A 21,522-nucleotide genomic window follows, 5' to 3' on the forward strand; every position below is an offset into this window, starting at 1 on the left:
TCACTCCAGGCCCGCCCCGCAGGCGTCCTCGCGTACGCCGGCGAGCATGTCGGCGGTCGTGTGCGCCTGGATGCCGGGCGGCACCGGATCGGCGAACCGCGCGACGACCGCCCGGACGTGCCGCTGCGCGCGTTCGGCCAGTCCGTCGTAGACGGCGGTGAACAGGTCCCGTGCCGGCCGGCGCAGCCATCCGGGCGGAAGCAGCTCCAGCGGCAGCCGCGGGTCGAGCGTGGGGAACCGCCGGTAGGTGTCCATCACCTCGGTGCGGGCCCGCACCGCCGCCGGGCCGTCGACCGACTCCAGCCGGGACGCCAGCGGGGTCCACCGGCGCAGGAACTCCTCGTACTGCGCGCTGATAGCGGCGATGTCCCAGGCGTCGACGGGGGCGCGCTGGCCGGTCACGTCGAGCGCGTCCTGCCGTCCCCGGAACACGGTGACCGCGCCGGGCGCGAGCTGCGCCAGGCGCGACCGGGCCGGCTCCCCCAGCTCGTACGGGGAGATCCACAGCCCGTCGTACAGCGGCGCGAAGCCGAGCCAGCGCAGTTGCCCGCGCAGGGCGCGGCGCTGTGTGCCGCGGTCCTGCGGCAGCGAGAACGCGACCACCGTCCAGCATCCGTCCCACGCCTGCGGGTCGACTGTGGAGGCGACGATCCAGCTCCCGCCGACGGAGAGGTCGGCGGCGGCGCCACGGCTGAGCCGGTAGAAGCTGTTGCGGCCCTGCCGGCTGCCCTCCAGCACACCGCGGCGGGCCAGCCGGCTGATCGCGGTACGCGCGCCGGCGCTCGTCACCCCGGTCTCGGCGAGCAGCTCGACGATCGCGGCGGACGGCAGCGGGGCCCGGGTACGCAGCGTGTAGTCGGCCAGGAGGGTCACCGCCACGCTCTGCGGCGAGGTGCCGGCCTGCCGCCGGGGCAGCCGAGGCGTGGGCGCCTCGTCCGGGTAGATCTCCTCGATGTCGAACGGGCTTGGCACACGCGCTCCGGGCTCGGCTCAGGGACGGAGCACCGACTCTAGACGAACGCCGCCGCACCGCATCGGCGTGCTTCGATTGACAGTTCACCGTCCGACGGGAACACTATGTGCCATATGAGCGCGGAGCCGGGCCGGGCGAGCCACATTCCGTGAGCGAGGCGCGACACCGCTGCCGTCCGGGCGGCCGGCGCGGCGCGTGACCGCTCATTCCCGCCTGCACACAGGCGATCGAAGGAGTCTCCGTGAGAATCAGAGCCAAGATGGTGGTGGCCCTGGCCGCGTCGCTGGTGGCGGCCGGCCTGGTGATCCCCACCGTGCAACCCGCGTACGCGGCGTCGCTGGCCGAGGTGACCAGCTTCGGCGACAACCCGGGGCGGATGCGCATGCACGTCTACGTGCCGGACAACCGTCCGTCCCGGCCGGCCACCGTGGTGGCCATGCACGGCTGCGGCGGTTCCGGCCCCGGCTTCTACTCCGGCAGCGAGTTCGCCGGGCTGGCCGACCGGTACGGCTTCATCGTGATCTACCCCAGCGCCACCCAGCAGGCCGGGTTCGGCAACTGCTTCGACACCTGGTCCGACGCGGCCAAGCGCCGCGGCGGCGGCAGTGACCCGGTGTCGCTCATCTCGATGGTCCGCTACGTGCAGCAGCAGTACGGCGCCGACCCGGACCGGGTCTACGCCACCGGCAGCTCGTCCGGCGGCATGATGACCAACCACATGCTGGCGCTCTACCCGGACGTCTTCAAGGCCGGCGCGGCGTTCATGGGGGTGCCGTTCAACTGCTTCGCCGGCGCCGCCGACTACCCGCCCGGGTCCAGCCAGTGCACCGGCGGGAACATGAACCGCACCCCGCAGCAGTGGGGCGACGCGGTCCGCCAGGCGTACCCCGGCTACACCGGGCCGCGTCCCCGGGTGCAGCTCTGGCACGGCACCAACGACACGCTCGTGCCGTACTCGCTGCTCCAGGAGACGATCGAGCAGTGGACGAACGTGTTCGGGCTCAGCCAGAACCCCACCTCCACCGACACGCCGCAGTCCGGCTGGAACCGGCGGCGCTACGCCGACTCCACCGGCACCGTCCAGGTCGAGGCGTACAGCATCCAGGGCGCCGGGCACAGCCTGCCGTCGTCCGGCATGGCCGCGGCGGCGATCGCCTTCTTCGGCCTGACCAGCACGCCCGGGCCGACCACGCCCCCGCCGGGACCGACCACTCCGCCGCCGGGGCCGACCACGCCCCCGCCCGGCCCCACCACCCCGCCGCCGGGACCGACCACGCCGCCGCCCGGCACCGGCGCCTGCTCGGTGCGCATCGAGCTGAACGCCTGGAACAACGGCCTGACCGAGAACATCACCATCAGCAACACCGGCTCGACCGCGGTGAACGGCTGGTCGCTGGCGTTCACGCTGCCCGGCGGCCAGACCATCACCTCCGGCTGGAACGCCTCGTACTCCCCCTCCTCGGGCCAGGTGACGGCGCGCAACGTCTCCTACAACGCGGCCATCCCGGCCGGCGGCTCGACCACCATCGGCTTCCAGGCCACGCACACCGGCAACGCCGGGCGGCCCAGCTCGTTCACCCTCAACGGCCAGTCCTGCACGCTCACCTGACCGGCGTACCCCGACCCCGGTGACGTCCGGACGGCGGCCCCGCGACCCCGCGTCGCGGGGCCGCCGGCTACCGCGCCGGTGGGGCCGGTTCCGGCTCCCCGCCGCGGCTGATCCGCAGCGTCAACACGTCGGTGCGAACCGTGATGTGGCCGTGGAACAGCGCCGCGCCGCCCGTCCCGTAACCGACCTGGGTCGCGGTGACCAACGGATGTCCGATCGCCACGCCGAGCCGCTCGGTCGCCTCGTCGTCGGCGAGCACCGCGGTGAGTTCGATCTCCGCCCGCCGCACCGGCATACCGGTCGCGCTGGCCAGGAACTCGAACATGTCCAGGTCGATACTGAGCAACCCGGACGGGTCGAGATCGCGGCCGTCGAAACGCAGCGGCAGATGATCACGGATCCAGGCCGCCGGGACCCCGTCCACGGCGAAGAGCCGGTCGACCCGCCATACCGGCGAGTCCGGCTCCAGCCCGAGCACGCGCGCGCAGTCGGCCGGGCACTTCGCCCGGCTGACCGACGCGTCCTGAAGCGTCGGGCGGTGACCCGTGGCGGTGATCCGGTCCCGCAGCGCGGTGACGTCACCGATGGACACCGGCACCCGCTCGGCGTCGTCGTGCACGAAGGTGCCGATCCCCCAGGTCCGGGTCACCACCCCCTCGGCGGCGAGCTGCCCCAGCACCTCGCGCACTGTCGCGCGGCTGACCTCCAGACGATCGGCCAGGTCCCGCTCGTTGGGCAGCTTCTCACCCGACCGGAACTCGCTGCCGATCAGCTGCCGCAGCCGGCCGTGCGCCGCCTGTAGCGCGGTTTCCCGCCGAGCCATCCGCCCTCACCTCATCACTGCCCGCCGCCGCGTCGGCGTACGGAGTGTAGTTCGTCCAGGTCCGCTCGGACGATCACCGGCACCGCATCACCACACCTGCTCCAGCACCCGGATGGTGTTGCCGCCGATCACCTTGGCGATCTCGTCGTCGGAGTAGTCGTGCGCCACCAGCCAGCCCACGATGTTCCCGAACGCCTCACCCGGATTCTCCAGTCCGGACACGTACTCCACCCGGGGGTGCTGCGGACGGTTGCCGGCGTCGTGGGCGTAGTTGCCGGCGTAGGTGTCGTGCACGCCCACGTGGTCGCCGAACATCGTGTCCGGGCCGAACGTGACGTGGTCGATGCCGACCAGGTCCACGCAGTAGGTGAAGTGGTCCATCACCGACTCGATCGAGTGGTGCGGGTGGTCGCCCGAGAGGGTGGTGTGCGGAGCGGCCTCGATGCCGATCACGCCACCCCGTTCGGCGCAGGCCCGGATCACCTCGTCCGGCTTCATCCGGGGGGTGTTCCAGACCGAGCGGGCGCCGGCGTGGGTGATGAACACCGGCACCCGGCTGGCCTCGATCACGTCCAGCGACGTCTGGTCGCCGGAGTGCGAGATGTCGATGGCGATCCCGAGCTTGTTCATCCGGTCCACCGCCCGGCGGCCGAAGTGCGTCAGCCCGCCGTCGTGCTTCTCCGACAGGCCCCCGCCGAGCATGTTCGCCTGGCTGTACGCGATGCCGAGCTGGCGTACGCCGAAGCCGTAGAGGATGTCGATCCGGTCCAGCTCGTTCTCGATCGGGCTGCTGCACTCCAGGCCCGCGACCAGGGCCAGCCGGCCGTCCCGCTTCGCGGCGTGGATGTCGTCCAGGGACGTGGCCAGGAAGACGTGGTCCTGCTTGTAGAGGTCACTCATCCGCATCCCGAGGGCGTAGACGAGGTCGTTCCACTTCCAGCCGTTCTCGCTCGTCACACAGGAGGCGCCGGCCATGAAGTTGTCGAAGACGGCGGTCAGGCCGGAGCGCGCCAGCCCTTCGTATCCGGTGCGCTGGCGGGCGGTGCGGTTGTAGGCCCGCAACTCGCTGACGTCGGCGGGCAGCACCACCGGATGCTCGTGCAGCGAGATGGCGGCGTGCTCGGTGAGCAGCCGCGTCACCCGCGCACGCTGGGCGTCGGTCAGGCCGAGGTCGTGCTCCGGCACCCGGCCGATCTCCTCGGCCAACGTGAACACCCGGTAGTCCGAGTGCGGCTCCAGGTACGAGTACGACCTGTGGCCCTTGTACCGGGGGGCGGGTTCTTGCAGCAAGACGCTTCTCCTTTGGCGATCGCCGGCCGTCAGGCGGCCAGCGGGTAGTGGCAGGCAACCGGATGCACCCCGGCGGCCAGCGGCGGTTCGGTGCCGGCACAGGTGTCGGTCGCCTGCCAGCAGCGGGTCCGGAAACGGCAGCCGGAGGGTGGGTCGACCGGGCTGGGCGGGTCGCCGGCTAGCAGGATCCGCTGCCGCTGCCGCCGGCCGGCGGGGTCCGGCACCGGCACGGCCGACAGCAGCGCCCGGGTGTACGGGTGCCGGGGCGACTCGTAGAGGCTGACCTCGGGGCCGGTCTCCACGAGCTTGCCCAGGTACATCACGGCCACCCGGTCGGAGATGTGGCGCACCACGGACAGGTCGTGGGCGATGAAGACGTACGCCACGCCGAGTTCCTCCTGGAGCCGCTCCAGAAGGTTGACCACCTGCGCCTGGACCGACACGTCCAGCGCGGAGACGGGCTCGTCGCAGACGATGACGTCGGGGTTCAGCGCGAGCGCCCGGGCGATGCCGATGCGCTGGCGCTGCCCGCCGGAGAACTGGTGCGGATAGCGGTCCAGGTGCAGGCCGGGGTCGAGACCGACCAGGTCGAGCAGCTCCTTGATCCGCTCGATCCGGCGGCGGCGGTCCAGCACGTCGGGATGGATCTCGAACGGCTGGAGCAGGATCTCCCGGATCGTGCGGCGGGGGTTCAGCGACGTGTACGGGTCCTGGAGCACGATCTGGATCCGCCGGCGCAGGGCCCGCAGCTCCCGCCCCCTGGCCTGGTGCACCACGGACGTGCCGAAGCGCACCGCGCCGGAGGTGGGCTGCTCCAGCCCGACGAGCATGCGGGCCAGCGTGCTCTTGCCGCAGCCGGACTCGCCCACCACGCCGAGCGTCTCGCCCCGGCGCAGGTCGAAGGAGACACCGTCGACGGCCTTGACCACGCCGCCGGAGGTGAACGGGACCCGTCCCTTGACCGGGAAGTGCTTGACCAGGTTCTCGACCCGCAGCACGACCTCATCGCCGGGTGGCATCGAGCACCTCCTCGTGGTGGTGACAGGCGCTGGCGCGGTCGGCGGGCAGCGCCAGCAGCGGCGGCAGGACGACCCGGCACTCGTCGGTGGCCCGGGGACAACGCATGTGGAACGGGCAGCCGGCGGGGAGCCGAGCCGGGTTGGGCGGAGCGCCGGGAATCGCGTAGAGCTGCTCGTCGCGCCGGTCCACCCGGGGCATCGAGTTGAGCAGCCCCTCGGTGTAGGGGTGTGCCGGACCGGCGAAGATCTGCTCGACGGTGCCCCGTTCGACGATCCGGCCGGCGTACATCACCGCCACGTCGTCGGCGACCTCGGCGACCACCCCCAGGTCGTGGGTGATCAGCAGCAGGCCCATTCCGCTGTCCCGCTGGATCTCCGCGAGCAACTCCATCACCTGGGCCTGCACTGTCACGTCCAGCGCGGTGGTGGGCTCGTCCGCGATCAGCAGGTCCGGTTCCAGGGCGATGGCCAGCGCGATCATGATGCGCTGACGCATGCCCCCGGAGAACTGGTGCGGATAGTCCCGCATCCGGTCCTTGGCCGCCGGAATCCGCACCCGGTCGACCAGTTCGACGGCGCGGCGGCGGGCGTCGGCCCGGGACATGCCCCGCCGGACCCGCAGCACCTCCACGATCTGGTGTCCGACGGTGAAGACCGGGTTGAGTGCGGCCATCGCGTCCTGGAAGACCATCCCGATCTCTTCGCCGCTGACCCGCTCCCGCTGCTTGCGCGGCAGGGTCAGCAGTTCCCGGCCCCGCAGCTGGACCGAGCCGGTGACCGTCGCCGGCGGCACGTCGAGGATGCCCGTCACCGCCTGCGCGGTGACGCTCTTGCCGGAGCCGGACTCACCGAGGATGGCCAGGGTCTGCCCCGACTCGATCCGCAGCGACACCCCGTTCACCGCGTTGACCGGCCCGGTCGGTCCGGGGAACGCGACCTTCAGGTCGGCGATCTCCAACAGGCTCATCGGAGCACTCCGGCGCGGCTGAGGAAGTCGCGCACCACCTGCTGGAACAGCTCCGGCTCCTCCAGCTGCGGCGAGTGGCCGGAGGACTCGAAGACCACCAGCTCGCCGCGGGGCACCAGGTCCGCGATGACCTGCGAGGCGGCCACCGGGGTACGCCAGTCGTGCCGGCCCACTGTCACCAGGGTCGGGCACGTGATCGACGGCAGCTTCGGCTTCAGGTCGTAGCGGGGCATGTTCTGCCCGAAGGCGGCGTTGTGGGTGCGGTAGTGGAACCGGGTGGCGGCGAGCCGCGCCTCGTCCTTGGCCGGGTCGTGCTGGTGGTCGTAGAGCGGCAGGATCGCCTTCCAGTACTCGCGCAACTGCTCGTTGCTCTCGAACCGGCCGGTGCCGATCCGGTCGATGACCCACTCCGGGATCACCGAACGGTCGGTGTTGCGGGCCCGCTCCACCGCGAGGTGGTCGTGCGCGGTGTCCGCGGCGGTGTCCCGCAGCACCAGCGCGGAGACCCGCTCCGGGTGGGCGATGGCGTACTCCATGGCGATGAACCCGCCGTACGAGCCGCCGGCCATGACGATCGTCTCGTAGCCGAAGTGCGCGCGGATGGCGTCCACGTCGGCCACCCACTGCTCGTGGGTGAACGGTTCGTCGTCGCTGGACTCGCCGGATCCGCGGGCGTCGAAGACGATGACCCGCATCCGGTCGGCGAACGGGCCGAACGAGCGCTTCGGCTCCTGGCGGGAGCCGAGCCCCGGCGCGCCGTGGTGCACGATCATCGCCGGGCCGTCGACCGGGCCGAACGCCTCGACGACCAGTTCCGCTCCGTTGATTCTCATCGGACCCCCTCGATGATGTTGGATGCCAGGTCACGCGGGTACCGGGTGAGCCGGCGCGGGCCGTCGTCCTGCACCAGGACCGTGTCGGAGATGCGGTAGCCGGCGTGGCCGGGCACGTAGACGCCGGGCTCGCTGGACAGCAGCATCCCGGGGGCGAGCACGGTGTGGTCCCCGTCCTCAACCCAGGGCGCCTCGTGGTTCTGCAGCCCGATGCCGTGGCCCTGCCGGTGCCGGATGTAGTCGCCGAGGCCCCGGTCCCGCAGGACGTCCAGACAGATCCGGTTGACCTCGGCGCAGGTACGCCCGGCGATCATCGCCTGGGTGCCCACCTCCTGCGCCTCCCGGTCGGCTTCGTAGTAGCGCACCTGCTCGGCGGTGGGCTCGCCGATGACGAACGTCCGTTCGCTCTCCACGAACCGGCTGGCCACCGCCGCGCCGAGAGAGAGGATCAGGGTGTCGCCCGGCTGGAGCCGCCGACGGGTCGGCAGGCCGTGCGGCAGCGCGGAGTTCGGGCCGGCGTAGACCAGCCCGCCGGCCAGCTTGGTGGTGTAGACGACCAGGTCGTACTCGGCGTACATCCGGTCGGTGCCGTATCCGATCACGTGCCGGGCGATCTCGTCCTCGCGCGGCAGCGGCCTCCCGGCGGCGAGCGCCTCCTCGATCAGGGCCCGTCCGGCGGCCAGCATCTCGTCGCAGATCCGCGCGGCGGCCTCGTGGAACGGGATCTCCTCGGGGAACTTGCGCAGCCGCAGCGCGGCGACCGCGTCGGTGGTCTCCAGCGTGGCCCCGCCGATGGCCCGGGACAGCGCCCGGAACGCGCCGACCGACAGGCCCGCGCCCACGCCGATGCGGCGGACCGGGCCGCCCGGACGGGACAACGCCGCGGCGAGCGTCTCCTCGGCGGTGACCACGCCCGGGTACTCGAAGTACGTGACGGTCTGGACTGTCACGCCCTGCTGGGCCGCGTACTCCTCGTCGAGGCGCGGGATCACCAGCAGCGGATCCCCCGTCCGCGGCAGCCAGAGATACACCGGACGTTCGGTGGCGATGTAGAAGAAGCCGCTGAGGAAGGCGACCTCCGCCGGCGAGGTGGCCAGGAACCCGTCCAGCTCTCGTTGGTCGAGCGCCTCGGCGAGCCGGCCACGGACGCTGTGGTAGAAGCTCTCGGGCAGTCGCATGGTCAGCCTCCGTTGCGACGGGGGTCGCGGGTGTCGTTGAACCGGGTTCCGGCGAGGGTCGCCGCCAGCACCAGGAACAGGATCGCCAGGGACGGGAAGAGCGTCTGCCACCAGGCGATCGCGATCGTGCCGCTGCGCTGGGCGTTCAGGAGGATGCGTCCCCAGGACCAGGCGTCCGGATCGCCGAGCCCGAGGAAGCTCAGGCCGGCCTCGGAGATCACCGCGCGGGAGGCAGTGAGCAGCACGCTGACCACCATCAGCGAGACGACGGCGGGCAGGATCTCCCGCGTGACGATCCGCCAGCCGGTGGCCCCCAGCACCCGCGCGCCGTCGATGTAGGGCATCGCGCTGATCACCAGGCCCTGCGACCGGATCAGCCGGGCGACCTCGGGCCAGGCGAAGAACCCGATGATCAGGGTCAGCGTCGTGACGCTCGGGCTCACCACCGCCGCCAGCATGATCATCAGCGGCAGGGTGGGCAGCGCCAGCATCACGTCGGTGATCACCGTGGCGACCGCGTCGAACGGCCGGAAGTACGCCGCGGCCAGCCCGATCGCGGTGCCCAGCACGATGGCGAGCAGCGAGGCGGCCAGGCCGATCACCATGCTGGTCCGGGTGCCCCAGACCACCTGGGCGAAGATGTCCTGCCCGAGGTCGTCGGTGCCGAACCAGTGTGCCCCGGAGGGGGGCTGCAGCACGTCCGCTCCGGCGCCGGCGGGCTCGTCGGCGATCAGCGGCGCGAACACCGCCAGCAACGCCATCACGAGCAGCACCAGCACCGACAGCGCCACGACTGGCTGGCGCAGGTAGCCGGAGAGGAAGGACCGCTTGGGCGCGGCCGGGACCGGCGGGAGGGCCTGCTCGGTCAGCACGGGGGCACTCACGGCACCCTCCCTTCGGTGGTGGCGGCGAACGGATCCGGGCGACGCGCCGGGACGCGGCGCGCGCTCACAGCCGGATCCGGGGGTTGAGGACCGCGTAGAGCATGTCGGTCAGGGCGTTGGCGATGACCACGGTGACGGCGAGCATGATGAACGCCCCCTGGATCACCGGGTAGTCCTGCTGCCCGACCGCTTCGTAGATCAGCCGGCCGACCCCGGGGTAGGCGAAGACCGTCTCGGTCAGCACCGCGCCGCCGACCAGGGTGCCCAGTTGCAGGCCCATCAGGGTCAGCGCCGGCAGGATCGCGTTACGCAGGCCGTGCTTCCACACCCGGCGCCGGGCCGAGAGACCACGCGCCTGCGCGGCGCGGATGTAGTCCTCACCGAGGACTTCGATCATGTTGGTACGAAGGGTCAGCGCGTACGGGCCGAGCTGCACCAGGACCAGGGAGAGCACCGGCAGCACCAGGTGGTGGGCCAGGCTCAGGTAGGCCGCCGCGCCCCGGGTGTCCGGGTCGATCGCCCCGCCGATCGGGAACCAGCCGAGCTGGGCGCCGAAGAAGACCAGCAGCAGGATCGCGACGCTCGGCACGAACAGCGCGTTCGCGCTGATCCCGAAGCCCTGCAACGCGCGGTCGAGCCACTTGCCGCGGTTGACCGCGGCGGCCACGCCGATCGGGATACCGACGGCGACGGTCAGGACGAACGCGCTGCCGGCCAGCAGCAGCGTCCAGGGCAGCCGGTCGAGGATGATGTCGGTGACCGGCTGGATCTGGCGGAACGAGATACCCAGGTTGCCCTGGACCAGCTCGCGCAGGTACGACACGTACTGCTCCCACAACGGACGGTCCAGGCCGTACGTCTTGAGCAGTGCCGCCTGCATCTCCGGAGTCATGTCGCCCTCGACCATGAGGGTCGTGGGGTCCCCCGGCAGGAGCCGGAGCAGAAAGAACGTCGAAGTGATCGCAATCCACACGGTCAGGACGGCCTTCAGTGCCCGGCTGAGCACGAAACGCGCCACGGGGGACCCCTCCTCTCCCTCTAGGTTGGGTGGGTTACTTGACCGGGGTGACCTGGGCCAGCGAGTACGCGGTGACCATGCCGAGCAGGTCCGACGGCGACGGGACGAAGCCGGTGAACTTGCTGGCGTTGTAGGCGAACTGGAAGTTCTCCACGTACAGCGGGGTCAGGTACGCCTGCTCGTGCACGACCTTGTCGATGTTCTTGATCTTGGTCTTGAACGCCTCCACGTCGGTGGTGCCGGCCGCGTCGTTGATCAGCGCGTCCATCTCCGCCGACTCGAGCAGGTTGTAGTTGATGCCACCCGGGTTGCTGGACAGGTAGGTACTGCGCAGCTGGTCCATCGGGTTGTCGAAGACACCCCACTGCGAGGCGTCGATGTCGTACTCACCGTTCTTGGTGCGGGTGAGGAAGGTGTTCCGCTCCACGCACTCGTTCTCCAGCTTCACGCCGGCCTTGGCCGCGCTCTCCCGAAACAGCTGCACGACCCGGGTGATGTTGGCGTTGGACTGGTCGCACGCCACGCCGAACTTCAGCTCGTCGAAGAAGCCGTCGTTGTTGGCGTCCTTGTAGCCGGCCGCGCTCAGCTTGGCCTTCGCGCCCTCCGGGTCGAACGGGTACGGCTGCAGCTCGGTGTTGTCGTACTCGGAGAAGATCGGCGAGATCGGGCCGGCCATCTGCTGGCCGTCGCCCTGCAGCACGGCCGAGATGATCGCCTTGGTGTCGATCGCCATCGACAGCGCCTGCCGGACGTCCTGGTCGGCGAGGTACTTGTTCTTCATGTTGTAGGTCAGGTGCGCGAAGCCGAGGGCGCCGACCTTCTTCAGCTTGATCTTCTCGTCGTTCTCGAAGGTCTTCGCCGCCGAGACCGGCACCGGGGTGCCCATCATGTCGATGTCACCGTTGCGCAGCGCCAGCATCATGGTGTTCACGTCCGGGTAGACCCGGTACTCGACCTGGCTCACCGCGGCCTTGCCACCCGGCGCGAGCGGGTAGTGCTCGTTGCGCTTCATGACGTAGCGCTGGCCCTTGGTGATGCTGTCCAGGACGAACGGCCCGGCACCGACCCAGTTGGAGTCGTTGGCGAACTTGGACAGGTCGCCGGCCGGCTCGAAGATGTGCTTCGGCACGACCGACATCCAGAAGCCGACGCCCTCGGCGAACGGCGCGTACGGCTGGGAGAGCTTGAACTTCACAGTGGTCGCGTCCGGCGCCTCGACCGACTCGACCCAGGTCAGCTTCGCCGCGACGTTGCCGAGCTTGTACTTCATGATCGACTCGGCGGAGAACTTCACGTCCTCGGCGACCACCGGCTTGCCGTCGGTCCACTTGAAGTCGTCGCGCAGCACGAAGACTGCGGTCTTGCCGTCGTCCTCGTAGCGGTACTCCTTGGCCAGCTCGGGCGCCTTCTTCGCGTTCTCGTCGATCCGCAGCAGGTGCGGGTACATCGCGTTGAGGATCCACGAGTCGGTCTTGCTCAACGACTGGAGCGGATTGAAATTGCTCACGTCGGTGGTGGTGCCGATCCGCAGCACCGAGTCCGACGACGAGCCGCTGGAGGAGGAGGTCTCCTCGTTCAGACTGCAGCCGGAGACACCGAGCGTGGCCGCCACGCCGAGCGCGACAGCGAGCCGCCACCGACCCTTGACTGTCTTTTTCACCAAACCTCCTGAAGAACCCGGATGATGTTGCCGCCGATGACCTTGGCGATCTCGTCGTCGGAGTAACCGTGCGTGACCAACCACCCGACGATGTTGCTGAAGCACTCCGCCGGGTTCTCCATGCCACTCACGTACGGAACCCGAGGGTGGTCCACCACGCCGTGGGCCTTTCCGATCGCCAGGTGCTGGGTAAAGCTGTCGTGCAGTCCGACGTGGTCACCGAAGTTGGTGTCCGGGCCGAACGCGACGTGGTCGATGCCGACCAGGTCCACGCAGTAGGTGAAGTGGTCCATCACCGACTCGATCGAGTGGTGCGGGTGGTCGCCCGAGAGGGTGGTGTGCGGAGCGGCCTCGATGCCGATCACGCCACCCCGTTCGGCGCAGGCCCGGATCACCTCGTCCGGCTTCATCCGGGGGGTGTTCCAGACCGAGCGGGCGCCGGCGTGGGTGATGAACACCGGCACCCGGCTGGCCTCGATCACGTCCAGCGACGTCTGGTCGCCGGAGTGCGAGATGTCGATGGCGATGCCGAGCTTGTTCATCCGGTCCACGGCGCGCCGGCCGAAGTGGGTCAACCCGCCGTCGCGGTCCTCGGAGAGGCCGGAACCGAGCATGTTGGCCTGGCTGTACGCGATGCCCATCTGGCGTACGCCGAAGCCGTAGAGGATGTCGATCCGGTCCAGCTCGTTCTCGATCATCGTGGCCGCTTCCAGGCCGGCCACCAGGGCGATCTGCCCGTTGCGCTTGGCCTCGAAGATCTGTTCGAGCGTGGTCGCCACCACCACGTGGTCCTGCTTGGCGACGTCGGCGAAGCGCAGGCCGATGTCGTAGATGACGTCGTCCCACTTCCAGGCGTGCTCGCTGGTCACGCAGCCGGTGCCGTTCATGAAGTTGTCGAAGACCGCGGTCATTCCGGACCGGGCCAGGCCCTCGAATCCGAAGGCGTTGCGGCCGGTGCGGTTGTAGTCGCGCAACTGCGACACGTCGGCCGGCAGGATCTTCGGGTGCTCGTGCAGCGAGATGGCCATGTGCTCGCGCAGCAGCCGGGAGACCCGGGCTCGCTGGTCGTCGCTCAGGCCGAGGTCGTGTTCCGGCACCCGGCCGATCTGCGGCGCGAGCTCGAAGACCTTGTAGTCCACATGCGGCACCAGGTAGTCGAAGGACCGGTATCCGGCGTAGCGGGGGGCGGGTTCCTGCACTGGTCTATTCACCTCGTCAGCTAGAGGCATGAGGAGTGAGGTCTGACCTCATGCCTCGTGGAACGTACCGAGGGCGACCAGCGCGCAGGAATACCTCGTGACCTTTCCGTTATCCGAATCGAGCAACATTCCCGCAGGTCGAGACGGGTTTCGACGGGCGGCCCGAGCAGTGGAGCCGGGGGTGGGCCAAACGCCCGAGGCGATCACGCCGAATGGCGGACCGGCCCGCAGCCACCTCGATCACAACCAGTGGTCAGACCACTAAACGACGGACCGAGCGTCAGGCGCGCGCCAACGGTCAACCAAGCGGTTCAGTGTTGTACAGTGAACCGTGTGGTTCAGCAAGAGACGCTCGACCGGGTCTTCGCCGGCCTGGCCGACCCCACCCGACGCGACATCCTGATCCGGCTCGGCACGGGTCCGGCCACCATCAGCGAGCTCACCGAGCCCACCGGGATGAGCCTCACCGGCATGCGCAAGCACGTACGCGCGCTGGAGGACGCCGGTCTCGTGGTCACGCAGAAGGTCGGCCGGTCCCGGCAGTGCCGGCTCAACCCGGCCCCGCTGGACGCGGCGATGGCCTGGATCAGCTTCTACCAGCGCGTCTGGGCACGCCGCCTGGACGGCCTCGACGCCTATCTCACTCTCACCACGGAGGACCGCGACCATGACGCTCCAGATCCGCCTGACCCGACTCCTTCCGGGCACGCCTGAGGAGGCGTTCGACGCCTACACCGACGCCGGTAAACAGAAGGTCTGGTTCGGCATCCTGGACGAGGAGCCGGGCATCGTGGAGATCGACGTCGACCTGCGGGTCGGCGGCAAGCAGACAGCGGTCTGGGGCCCCTCCCCCGACATGCTGTTCCGCGAGACGCAGACGTTCCTGGAGATCGACCGCCCGCACCGCCTGGTCACCGAGTCGTCCGGCAGCAGCCCGGACGGCGAGACGATGACCACCCGCGTCGAGGTCACCTTCGAGGAGAAGGACGGCGGCACGCTGATGACCGTGACGCAGAGCGGCTTCCCGGCCCCGGAGCTGCGCGACTTCTTCGCCACCGAGGTGTGGACGGGGGCGTTCGCCCGCATCGAGGCGTACCTGGCGCGGGAGCGCGGAACGCTTCCCTCGCCCGGCTGACCGGGTCGTGCCGTCACGCGGCGTGGTCGGGTAGACAGCGCCGGCCCCACTTTTTGCCGACACCGTGTTGATAACATCGCGACATGGTGTCGACAAACATGAGAGGTGGCGGCTGATGTTCCTGGCCATTCGCGAGCTGGGGTTCGCGCGGCTGCGGTTCGCCCTGATGGGGGCCGTGATCGTGCTGATCTCAGTGCTGATGGTGATGCTGTCCGGCCTGTCCGTCGGGCTGGTCCGCGACGGCGTCTCCGGCCTGCAGAACCTGCCGGTCACCTCGTTCGCGTTCGCCCACGGCGTGCAGCACGACTCGGCGTTCTCGCGCAGCGTGGTGGACGCCTCGGCGGTGGACACCTGGCGCGACCAGCCCGGCGTGGCGGAGGCGACCCCGTTCGGCAACACGCTCATCAACGGGCGTACCGACCGGGGCACCGAGGTCGACCTGGCGCTGTTCGGCGTCGAGACCGACTCGTTCCTGTCGCCCTCGGTCAGCGCGGGCGACCGGCTCGGCCCGGCCGACGGGATCGTGGTGAGCCCCACCGCTATCGACGCGGGCCTGCGCGTCGGCGACACCGTGACGGTGGACCGGCTGGGCACGAAACTGCGCGTCGTCGGCGTCACCGAGCAGCAGGACACCTTCGGCCACGTCGACGTGGCGTACGTGCCGCTGGCGACGTGGCAGGCGGTCAAGTCCGGCACCCCGGCCGGGACGCAGGTGCCGGCGCAGGCCGCCCAGGAGATCACCGCCGTCGCGGTCCGCGCGGCCGACGGCGACTCGGTGGACCTGGCCGCGGGCGACAAGGCCGCCGGCACGGAGAGCCTGACGCTGGAGGAGTCCTACGGCGCCTCGCCGGGCTACACCGCCGAGACGACCACGCTCCAGCTGATCCAGGGCTTCCTCTACGCGATCTCGGCGCTCGTGGCCGGCGCGTTCTTCGCGGTCTGGGCGATCCAGCGCAAGCAGGAGGTCGCCGTGCTGCGGGCGCTGGGCGCCTCGACCGGCTGGGTGCTGCGCGACGCCCTCACCCAGGCACTGATCCTGCTGGCCCTCGCCATCGCCGTCGGCATGGGGATCGGCCTCGGCCTCGGCGCGCTGATCTCCGGCGGCAACGTGCCGTTCGCGCTGCACCCGCAGAGCATCGCCGCCGCCGCGGCCGGACTCCTCGTGCTCGGCCTGGTCGGCGCGGCAGCCGCCGTCGTCCGCCTCACCTCCATCGACCCGGCGACCGCCCTGGGAGGCAACCGATGAGCAGCCGGCCCACCCCGTCCCCCACGACATCGGGCACCGCCCCGGCCGAACTCGGCCTGGTCATGCGCGGCGTCCACCTGCGGCACGGCGACGGCGCGGAGACGGTGCACGCGCTCGACGACGTGGACCTGACCGTCGCGCCGGGCGAACTGGCCGCGATCGTCGGGCCGTCCGGCGCGGGCAAGTCCAGCCTGCTCGCCGTCGCCGGCGGGCTGGCCCGCCCCGACCAGGGCACCGTCACCGTGGCCGGCCACGACATGACGGTGTCCAGCCGCCGGGCGCGCACCGAGCTGCGCCGCCGGCACGTGGGGTTCGTGTTCCAGTCGGGCAACCTGCTGCCCGCGTTGACCGCCGCCGACCAGCTGCGCCTGCCGCTGCGGCTGGGCGGGCGGCGGGACCGCGCCGGACGCGACCCGCTGGAGATGCTCGCGCACGTCGGCCTGGCCGGTAAGGCCGACCGCCGGCCGCACCAGCTCTCCGGCGGCGAGCGCCAGCGCGTCGGCATCGCCCGGGCGCTGATGACGCAGCCGTCCGTGCTGCTGGTGGACGAACCCACAGCGGCGCTGGACCGGGCCCGCAGCCACGACATCGTCCAGCTCCTCGCACAGGAGGCACGGGAGCGGTCGGTGGCGGTGGTCATGGTTACTCACGATCACGACGTGCTGAAGTACTGTGACACCGTCTACGAGATGATCGACGGCAAGCTCGCCACGAGCAGCTGACCGCGACGGCAGGGCGCGACGCGGACCCGGTGCGCACACCGGAGACTTGGAGGTTGGCGTGCCGAAGATCCAGGCCTCAACCGTCGCCGAGCACCGGGCCGCCCAGCGGGCGGCGCTGCTCGACGCCGCCCGCGCCCTGCTCTCGCAGAACCCGGACCAGATCCCCAGCCTCGCCGACGTGGCGCGGCACGCCGGCCTGGCCCGGTCCAGCGCGTACTCCTACTTCAAGTCGCGCACCGACATGTTCGACGTGCTCGTCGCCGACACCTTTCCCCGATGGTCGGCCTTCGTCGAGAACCAGATGGCCGAGGCCCGCACGCCGGGGTCGAGAATCCTGGCGTACGTCGAGGCAAACCTGCAACTGGTTGCCCGGGGCGACCACGCGCTCGCCCGGGCGATGGCGACGGTGGGCAACAGCGAGGTGCTCGCGACCTCCAGCCGGCTCCTGCACGACAGCCTCGAGGCGCCGCTGCGCGCCGCTCTCGCCGAGCACGGGGCGAGCGACCCGAACCGGATGGCCGAGGTCGTCCAGTCGATCGTCTACGCCCTCAGCCGCATGATCGAGAGCGGCCTCGACTTTCCGACGGCCACCGGCCTCGCCCGCGAGTTGCTCACGCCGTACGTGCGCCCGGCCGCTGCCTGACCTCCGCACCACCGGCACGTCCCACCCGGCCGCCTCGCGGCGAGCGTCCCTCCGAACCGGACAGTCCCGCCCCGGCCGACCGAATGATCGGCGCGGGCCGCCGGCCGGCAGCCGGGCGGCGGCACTGTCATCTCCTGCGGCCACCCGAACGATCGAGCCACGAATCGACGAACCTTGCCCGCTTGCGTTCCGCCTAGTGGAACAGCAGGTCAGGGGCAGTGCGATCGACTAAGTTACCGATCAGTAGCCCGTTGACGGCGACCGGTGCCGCCCCTACCGTTCCACTCAATCGAACGGCGTACGGTTCAACCGAACGCTCTCGGCCTCGCCGAGTGCGGCCCGAAACAGGAAGTCCGAGGCATGCCTGACGACAAGCTTCTCGCTCTTCTCTCCCCCACCCGGCTCGGGCGTCTCACACTGCGGAACCGGGTCTTCGTCCCCGGCCACACCACCAACTTCGGACTGAACAACGTGCCCACCGGGCGCCACGTCGCCTACCACGCGGAACGGGCCCGCGGCGGCGTCGGCCTGATCATCACCGAGGCGATCCGCGTGCACCCCACGAGCGCGGGCCGCAGCATCAGCCTCGGCAGCTTCGACGACTCGTCGATCCCGGCGTACGCGGCGGTGACCGAAGCCGTGCACGAGCACGGCGCGCGCATGTTCGCCCAGATCATGCACGCCGGCCGGCAGGCGAACGGGGACGCGACCCGCACCGCCGCCTGGTCCTCCTCGCCGGTGCCGTGGGCGGCCGGCTCGCACGTGCCGCACGCGATGGGACGCCGGGACATCGCCGTCGTCGTCCAGGCGTTCGCCGCCACCGCACGGCGGATGCGCGAGGCCGGCTTCGACGGCCTGGAGGTGCACGCCGGCCACGGCCACCTGCTGCAGCAGTTCCTCTCGCCGCACACCAACACCCGCGACGACGCGTACGGCGGCAGCCTCGACAACCGGATGCGGCTGACCCGCGAGGTGCTCACCGCGGTGCTGGCCGCCGCGCCGGACCTGCCCGTCGGCCTGCGGGTCAGCGCCGACGAGTTCCTGCCCGGCGGCCTCGACCCGGCCGCGGTGCTGGAGATCGTCGGAAAGCTGCGCGCCGACTTCCCGCTCGCCTACGTGCACGTCAGCCACTCCGCCTACCACGGCAGCTGGTCGCTGGCGACGCAGATGGCGGACATGAGCTTCGGCCACGCCCCGTTCCGGCACCACGCGGCGCTGTTCAAGCAGGAGTTCCCCGACCTGCCGGTGCTGGCGGTGTGCCGGCTGGACAGCCTGCCGGAGGCCGCCGAACTCGTCGCCGCGGGCGAGGCCGACCTGGTCGGCCTGGCCCGCCCGCACATCGCCGACCCGCACCTGGTCCGCAAGGCCGAGCAGGGCCGCCAGCACGAGGTGCGCGCCTGCCTCGCGTGCAACCAGGGCTGCATCGGCCGCCTGGAGACCAGCCTGCCGATCTCCTGTGTGGTCAACCCGGAGGTCGGCGCCGAGCGCGAATGGGCGCAGGCCTGGCCGGAGCTGCCCGGCCCGTCCGGCGCACGGAAGGTCCTCGTCGTCGGCGGCGGTCCGGCCGGTCTGGAGGCCGCCCTCTCGGCCCACCGGGCCGGGCACCAGGTGTCGGTGGTCGAGGCTCGCGGGCACCTCGGCGGGCAGGTGGAGCTGGCCGCGCGCGTACCCGGACGGGAACGGCTCGGCCTGCTCACCCACGACCTGGCCCGCGACGTCGACGCCGCCGGCATCCCGGTACGCCTCGGCCACCGGATCGGCGTCGAGGACGTGCTGGCCGGCGGCTACCAGGACGTCGTCCTGGCCACCGGCTCCCGGCCCACCCGGCGGGAGCTGCCGGGCGGCCCGCCGGTGATCGACATCTGGCAGGCCGTCGACGCCCTCACCGACCCCGACTTCCGCCCCACCGGCGCCGTGGTCGTGCTCGACGACGAGGGCACCTGGGCCGCTGCCTCGGTGGCCGAAGGGCTGGCCCGGCGCGGCGCCCGCGTCCACCTCGTCTCCCCCACCGCCTCGGTGAGCGCCAAGATCACCACGTACTCGCGGCTGGCGCTGCTCAAGCGCTTCGCGGACCTGGGGATCGCTGTGCACCCGATGCGCACGGCGCGCCCGGCGGGCGCCGACGCGGTCGCCCTGGGCGGCCCGCTCGCCGGCGCCGACACCCTCGTCGAGGACGTCACCACGGTCGTCGACGCCGGCTCGGCGCAGGCCGCCGACGAGTTGTACCGGCAGCTCGACGCGCTGCCCGACGGCCCCCGGATCCACGTCGTCGGCGACGCGAACGCCCCCCGCACGGCCTTCGAAGCCGTCTACGAGGGACGCATGGCGGGTGCGTTCCTCGGCAGCTACGACACCGCGTCCGCAGATCGCGTGCGGTACGCCCACTGACCCGTCCATCCCGGTCGCGGCCCGCCGTGGACCGGTCCTCCCCCACCTGAAGAGGAGACAAGCATGCTGGACATCGAGGAGCGCCTCACCCTGGATGAGCGTTCCGCCGTGGACTTCGTCCTCGGCCTGCGCAAGCGCTGGGCGGACACCGTCTACCCGGCGCTGCGCGAGGAGTACGGCGCCACCGGCGCGGCGGCCACCACGATCACCGACGCGAGCCAGGTGCTGCGCGGGCTTCCGCTCTACCCGTGGTTCAGCCACCTGGAGCGGGTACAGCAGAAGATGCTGTGGAAGGTCGCCGGCGACGCGGTGCTCAGCCGTCGCGAGGAGCTGACCGACCAGCTGACGTCGGTGCCCGAGCAGCCGAAGGGCTCGCTGGAGCTGAACCCCGACCTGGAACTGCCCGACTGGTACACCGACTACGACATCCACATCCAGCCCGGCAGCTTCTTCTCCGACGACATGTCGGCCTACGTGTACGAGTTCGGAGCGCGCATCGTCATGCTGCGCGACAACGACGGCTACAAGTTCCACACGCTGTTCGCCAAGACCGCCCTGCCCGAGCTGCCCGCGGCGACCCGGATCGTCGACATCGGATGCGGCTTCGGCAAGAGCACCCGGCCGCTGCCCGCCAAGTACCCGACCGCGCAGGTGATCGGCGTGGACCTGGCCGCGCCGGGTCTGCGGCTGGCCCACGCCGAGGCCGAGGCGACCGGACTGGCGATCGACTACCGGCAGGCCGACGGCCGGGCCACCGGCATCGAGTCGGGCAGCTGCGACGTGGTCACCGGCACGATGGTGCTGCACGAGATGCCGGCCGCCGCGATCCGGGAAACGATCGTGGAGGCGGCCCGCCTGCTCAAGCCGGGCGGCTCGCTGCGCTTCCTGGAGTTCATGCTCACCGGCGACCCGCTGCGCGACGCCACCGTCTACGAGCACGCCGAGCGCAACAACGAGCCGTTCTTCCACGACCTGTTCGGCTCCGACCTGATCGAGGTCTGCGCCGAGGCGGGCCTGACCGACGTCTCGTGGACCCCGTTCGACGAGCGCCGCAACGGCGTCCAGCCGCAGGGCTGGGGCGACCGTCCCGAGTGGCACTTCCCCTGGGCCGTACTGGCCGCTACCAAGCCGGAGGCGTGATGAGCACCGAGTTCGACTACTTCGGAGACCCCAAGGTCGGCAAGCTGCTCGACCTGGTGCTGCAGCTCTCCACCGAGCTGCACGTGACCCGGCAACGGGTACGTGTGGTCGAGACGCTGCTGACCCGTTCCGGCGTGCTGACCGAGGGCGCCGTCGACGGGTTCGTCTCCACCGAGGAGGAGCAGCGGGTCCTCGACCGGGAACGGGACGCGCTGCTGGCCCGCCTGATGCGCATTCTCACCGAGCACGGCCCCGCGGAGCACCCGCTGCGGGACCAGTGGGAGGCGGCGCTGAGCGAGAAGACCGGCTGATGAGCGCACCGGACGCGCCCGGGCTGATCGACAGCTACCTGCAGCTGTGTGAGGACCGCCGGCTCGACGAGGCCGGCGCGTTCCTCGCGCCGCAGGCCCGGCTGGTCTTCCCGGGCGGCCGGGAGTACTCCTCGCTGCGGGAGATGGCGGCCGCGTCGACCGGGACCTACCGGTGGGTGCGCAAGCACCGGGACCGCTACCTGGTGGGTGACGACGACGGGCGGGTCACTGTGACCTCGCTCGGGCGGCTGTACGGGGAGTGGCTCGACGGCACGCCGTTCGAGGACATCCGCTACGCGGACGTGTTCGTGCTCGACGGCGCACAGATCGTCGAGCAGCACGTCTACAACGACCTGGCACTGGTCGCGTCGCTTCGCGACGCCTGACGGCAACGGTCGCGTCGCCGCGCGACGCGTGATGCGCAACGGACACGTCGCTTCGCGACGCCTGATTCCCCACCTCCGCCGCCACGGCGGCGGAGGTG

The 21,522-nt window shown here is 71.0% G+C and carries 21 protein-coding genes; 10 read left to right on the plus strand and 11 right to left on the minus strand.

What is annotated here, in order from left to right; all coding sequences use genetic code 11:
- Positions 1-972, minus strand: a complete 972-nt coding sequence (locus MicB006_RS14055; RefSeq protein ID WP_116506622.1) for a PaaX family transcriptional regulator C-terminal domain-containing protein — start codon at positions 970-972, stop codon at positions 1-3.
- A gap of 242 nt (positions 973-1,214) precedes the next feature.
- Here MicB006_RS14055 and MicB006_RS14060 point away from each other — a divergent pair, with 242 nt between their 5' ends.
- A complete protein-coding gene (locus MicB006_RS14060) occupies positions 1,215-2,582 on the plus strand; it encodes a PHB depolymerase family esterase (RefSeq protein WP_192900238.1) in 1,368 nt (455 codons plus the stop codon).
- Between the two features lie 67 nt (positions 2,583-2,649).
- On the opposite strand, the gene MicB006_RS14065 is transcribed toward MicB006_RS14060, so the two are convergent.
- The 10 genes from MicB006_RS14065 to MicB006_RS14110 all read right to left on the minus strand — a co-directional run bounded on the left by MicB006_RS14065 (position 2,650) and on the right by MicB006_RS14110 (position 13,453).
- Positions 2,650-3,405, minus strand: a complete 756-nt coding sequence (locus MicB006_RS14065; RefSeq protein ID WP_116506625.1) for a GntR family transcriptional regulator — start codon at positions 3,403-3,405, stop codon at positions 2,650-2,652.
- An 87-nt stretch (positions 3,406-3,492) separates the two neighbouring features.
- On the minus strand, positions 3,493-4,695 hold the full coding sequence (locus MicB006_RS14070; RefSeq protein ID WP_225980746.1) for a dipeptidase: 1,203 nt from the start codon (positions 4,693-4,695) through the stop codon (positions 3,493-3,495).
- A 29-nt stretch (positions 4,696-4,724) separates the two neighbouring features.
- Positions 4,725-5,714 (minus strand): ABC transporter ATP-binding protein, encoded by a 990-nt coding sequence (locus tag MicB006_RS14075; protein WP_116506626.1) that lies wholly within the window; start codon positions 5,712-5,714, stop codon positions 4,725-4,727.
- The gene (locus tag MicB006_RS14080; RefSeq protein ID WP_116506628.1) at positions 5,698-6,681 is read right to left on the minus strand and encodes an ABC transporter ATP-binding protein; all 984 of its coding nucleotides are present in this window, start codon (positions 6,679-6,681) and stop codon (positions 5,698-5,700) included. Before MicB006_RS14080 ends, MicB006_RS14075 begins: the two co-directional genes overlap by 17 nt.
- The gene (locus MicB006_RS14085; RefSeq protein ID WP_043323247.1) at positions 6,678-7,514 is read right to left on the minus strand and encodes an alpha/beta fold hydrolase; all 837 of its coding nucleotides are present in this window, start codon (positions 7,512-7,514) and stop codon (positions 6,678-6,680) included. The genes MicB006_RS14080 and MicB006_RS14085 overlap by 4 nt, the downstream gene beginning before the upstream one ends.
- A complete protein-coding gene (locus tag MicB006_RS14090; protein ID WP_116506630.1) occupies positions 7,511-8,692 on the minus strand; it encodes a Xaa-Pro peptidase family protein in 1,182 nt (393 codons plus the stop codon). The genes MicB006_RS14085 and MicB006_RS14090 overlap by 4 nt, the downstream gene beginning before the upstream one ends.
- 2 nt (positions 8,693-8,694) lie before the next feature.
- Positions 8,695-9,576, minus strand: a complete 882-nt coding sequence (locus MicB006_RS14095; protein ID WP_225980747.1) for an ABC transporter permease — start codon at positions 9,574-9,576, stop codon at positions 8,695-8,697.
- Positions 9,577-9,640: 64 nt separating this feature from the next.
- Entirely contained in the window at positions 9,641-10,594 is a 954-nt protein-coding gene (locus MicB006_RS14100; protein ID WP_043323238.1) for an ABC transporter permease, read from the minus strand.
- 34 nt (positions 10,595-10,628) lie between these two features.
- Positions 10,629-12,254, minus strand: coding sequence for an ABC transporter substrate-binding protein (locus MicB006_RS14105; RefSeq protein WP_116506633.1), 1,626 nt, complete (start codon positions 12,252-12,254; stop codon positions 10,629-10,631).
- A complete protein-coding gene (locus MicB006_RS14110; RefSeq protein WP_116506635.1) occupies positions 12,251-13,453 on the minus strand; it encodes a dipeptidase in 1,203 nt (400 codons plus the stop codon). Before MicB006_RS14110 ends, MicB006_RS14105 begins: the two co-directional genes overlap by 4 nt.
- Positions 13,454-13,786: 333 nt before the next feature.
- On the opposite strand from MicB006_RS14110, the gene MicB006_RS14115 reads away from it, so the two are divergent.
- The 9 genes from MicB006_RS14115 to MicB006_RS14155 all read left to right on the plus strand — a co-directional run bounded on the left by MicB006_RS14115 (position 13,787) and on the right by MicB006_RS14155 (position 21,424).
- The gene (locus MicB006_RS14115) at positions 13,787-14,167 is read left to right on the plus strand and encodes a helix-turn-helix transcriptional regulator (protein WP_116511427.1); all 381 of its coding nucleotides are present in this window, start codon (positions 13,787-13,789) and stop codon (positions 14,165-14,167) included.
- A complete protein-coding gene (locus MicB006_RS14120; RefSeq protein ID WP_116506637.1) occupies positions 14,121-14,588 on the plus strand; it encodes an SRPBCC domain-containing protein in 468 nt (155 codons plus the stop codon). The genes MicB006_RS14115 and MicB006_RS14120 overlap by 47 nt, the downstream gene beginning before the upstream one ends.
- Before the next feature lie 115 nt (positions 14,589-14,703).
- Positions 14,704-15,834: an ABC transporter permease gene (locus MicB006_RS14125; protein ID WP_116506639.1), complete on the plus strand. Its 1,131-nt coding sequence runs from the start codon at positions 14,704-14,706 to the stop codon at positions 15,832-15,834.
- Entirely contained in the window at positions 15,831-16,556 is a 726-nt protein-coding gene (locus MicB006_RS14130; RefSeq protein ID WP_116506640.1) for an ABC transporter ATP-binding protein, read from the plus strand. The genes MicB006_RS14125 and MicB006_RS14130 overlap by 4 nt, the downstream gene beginning before the upstream one ends.
- Before the next feature lie 58 nt (positions 16,557-16,614).
- Positions 16,615-17,199, plus strand: coding sequence for a TetR/AcrR family transcriptional regulator (locus tag MicB006_RS14135; RefSeq protein ID WP_116506642.1), 585 nt, complete (start codon positions 16,615-16,617; stop codon positions 17,197-17,199).
- A 360-nt stretch (positions 17,200-17,559) separates the two neighbouring features.
- Positions 17,560-19,587 carry an FAD-dependent oxidoreductase gene (locus MicB006_RS14140; protein WP_116506643.1) on the plus strand — a complete coding sequence of 676 codons (2,028 nt, stop codon included), beginning with the start codon at positions 17,560-17,562 and terminating at the stop codon, positions 19,585-19,587.
- Between the two features lie 63 nt (positions 19,588-19,650).
- Entirely contained in the window at positions 19,651-20,727 is a 1,077-nt protein-coding gene (locus MicB006_RS14145; RefSeq protein ID WP_116506645.1) for a class I SAM-dependent methyltransferase, read from the plus strand.
- Positions 20,727-21,038: a hypothetical protein gene (locus MicB006_RS14150; RefSeq protein WP_073827995.1), complete on the plus strand. Its 312-nt coding sequence runs from the start codon at positions 20,727-20,729 to the stop codon at positions 21,036-21,038. Before MicB006_RS14145 ends, MicB006_RS14150 begins: the two co-directional genes overlap by 1 nt.
- Positions 21,038-21,424: a hypothetical protein gene (locus MicB006_RS14155; protein WP_116506647.1), complete on the plus strand. Its 387-nt coding sequence runs from the start codon at positions 21,038-21,040 to the stop codon at positions 21,422-21,424. Before MicB006_RS14150 ends, MicB006_RS14155 begins: the two co-directional genes overlap by 1 nt.
- The last annotated feature ends 98 nt before the right edge of the window (positions 21,425-21,522 follow it).

The organism is Micromonospora sp. B006, from assembly GCF_003408515.1.
Classification (GTDB): Bacteria; Actinomycetota; Actinomycetes; order Mycobacteriales; family Micromonosporaceae; genus Micromonospora; species Micromonospora echinospora_A.

Excerpts from the sequence above, each read along its gene's own strand:
- MicB006_RS14120 (WP_116506637.1), top strand. The coding sequence starts at position 14,121 with ATGACGCTCCAGATCCGCCTGACCCGACTCCTTCCGGGCACGCCTGAG.
- MicB006_RS14085 (WP_043323247.1), bottom strand. The coding sequence starts at position 7,514 with ATGAGAATCAACGGAGCGGAACTGGTCGTCGAGGCGTTCGGCCCGGTC.
- MicB006_RS14140 (WP_116506643.1), top strand. The coding sequence starts at position 17,560 with ATGCCTGACGACAAGCTTCTCGCTCTTCTCTCCCCCACCCGGCTCGGG.
- MicB006_RS14080 (WP_116506628.1), bottom strand. The coding sequence starts at position 6,681 with ATGAGCCTGTTGGAGATCGCCGACCTGAAGGTCGCGTTCCCCGGACCG.
- MicB006_RS14125 (WP_116506639.1), top strand. The coding sequence starts at position 14,704 with ATGTTCCTGGCCATTCGCGAGCTGGGGTTCGCGCGGCTGCGGTTCGCC.
- MicB006_RS14155 (WP_116506647.1), top strand. The coding sequence starts at position 21,038 with ATGAGCGCACCGGACGCGCCCGGGCTGATCGACAGCTACCTGCAGCTG.
- MicB006_RS14065 (WP_116506625.1), bottom strand. The coding sequence starts at position 3,405 with ATGGCTCGGCGGGAAACCGCGCTACAGGCGGCGCACGGCCGGCTGCGG.
- MicB006_RS14075 (WP_116506626.1), bottom strand. The coding sequence starts at position 5,714 with ATGCCACCCGGCGATGAGGTCGTGCTGCGGGTCGAGAACCTGGTCAAG.
- MicB006_RS14145 (WP_116506645.1), top strand. The coding sequence starts at position 19,651 with ATGCTGGACATCGAGGAGCGCCTCACCCTGGATGAGCGTTCCGCCGTG.
- MicB006_RS14130 (WP_116506640.1), top strand. The coding sequence starts at position 15,831 with ATGAGCAGCCGGCCCACCCCGTCCCCCACGACATCGGGCACCGCCCCG.
- MicB006_RS14150 (WP_073827995.1), top strand. The coding sequence starts at position 20,727 with ATGAGCACCGAGTTCGACTACTTCGGAGACCCCAAGGTCGGCAAGCTG.
- MicB006_RS14090 (WP_116506630.1), bottom strand. The coding sequence starts at position 8,692 with ATGCGACTGCCCGAGAGCTTCTACCACAGCGTCCGTGGCCGGCTCGCC.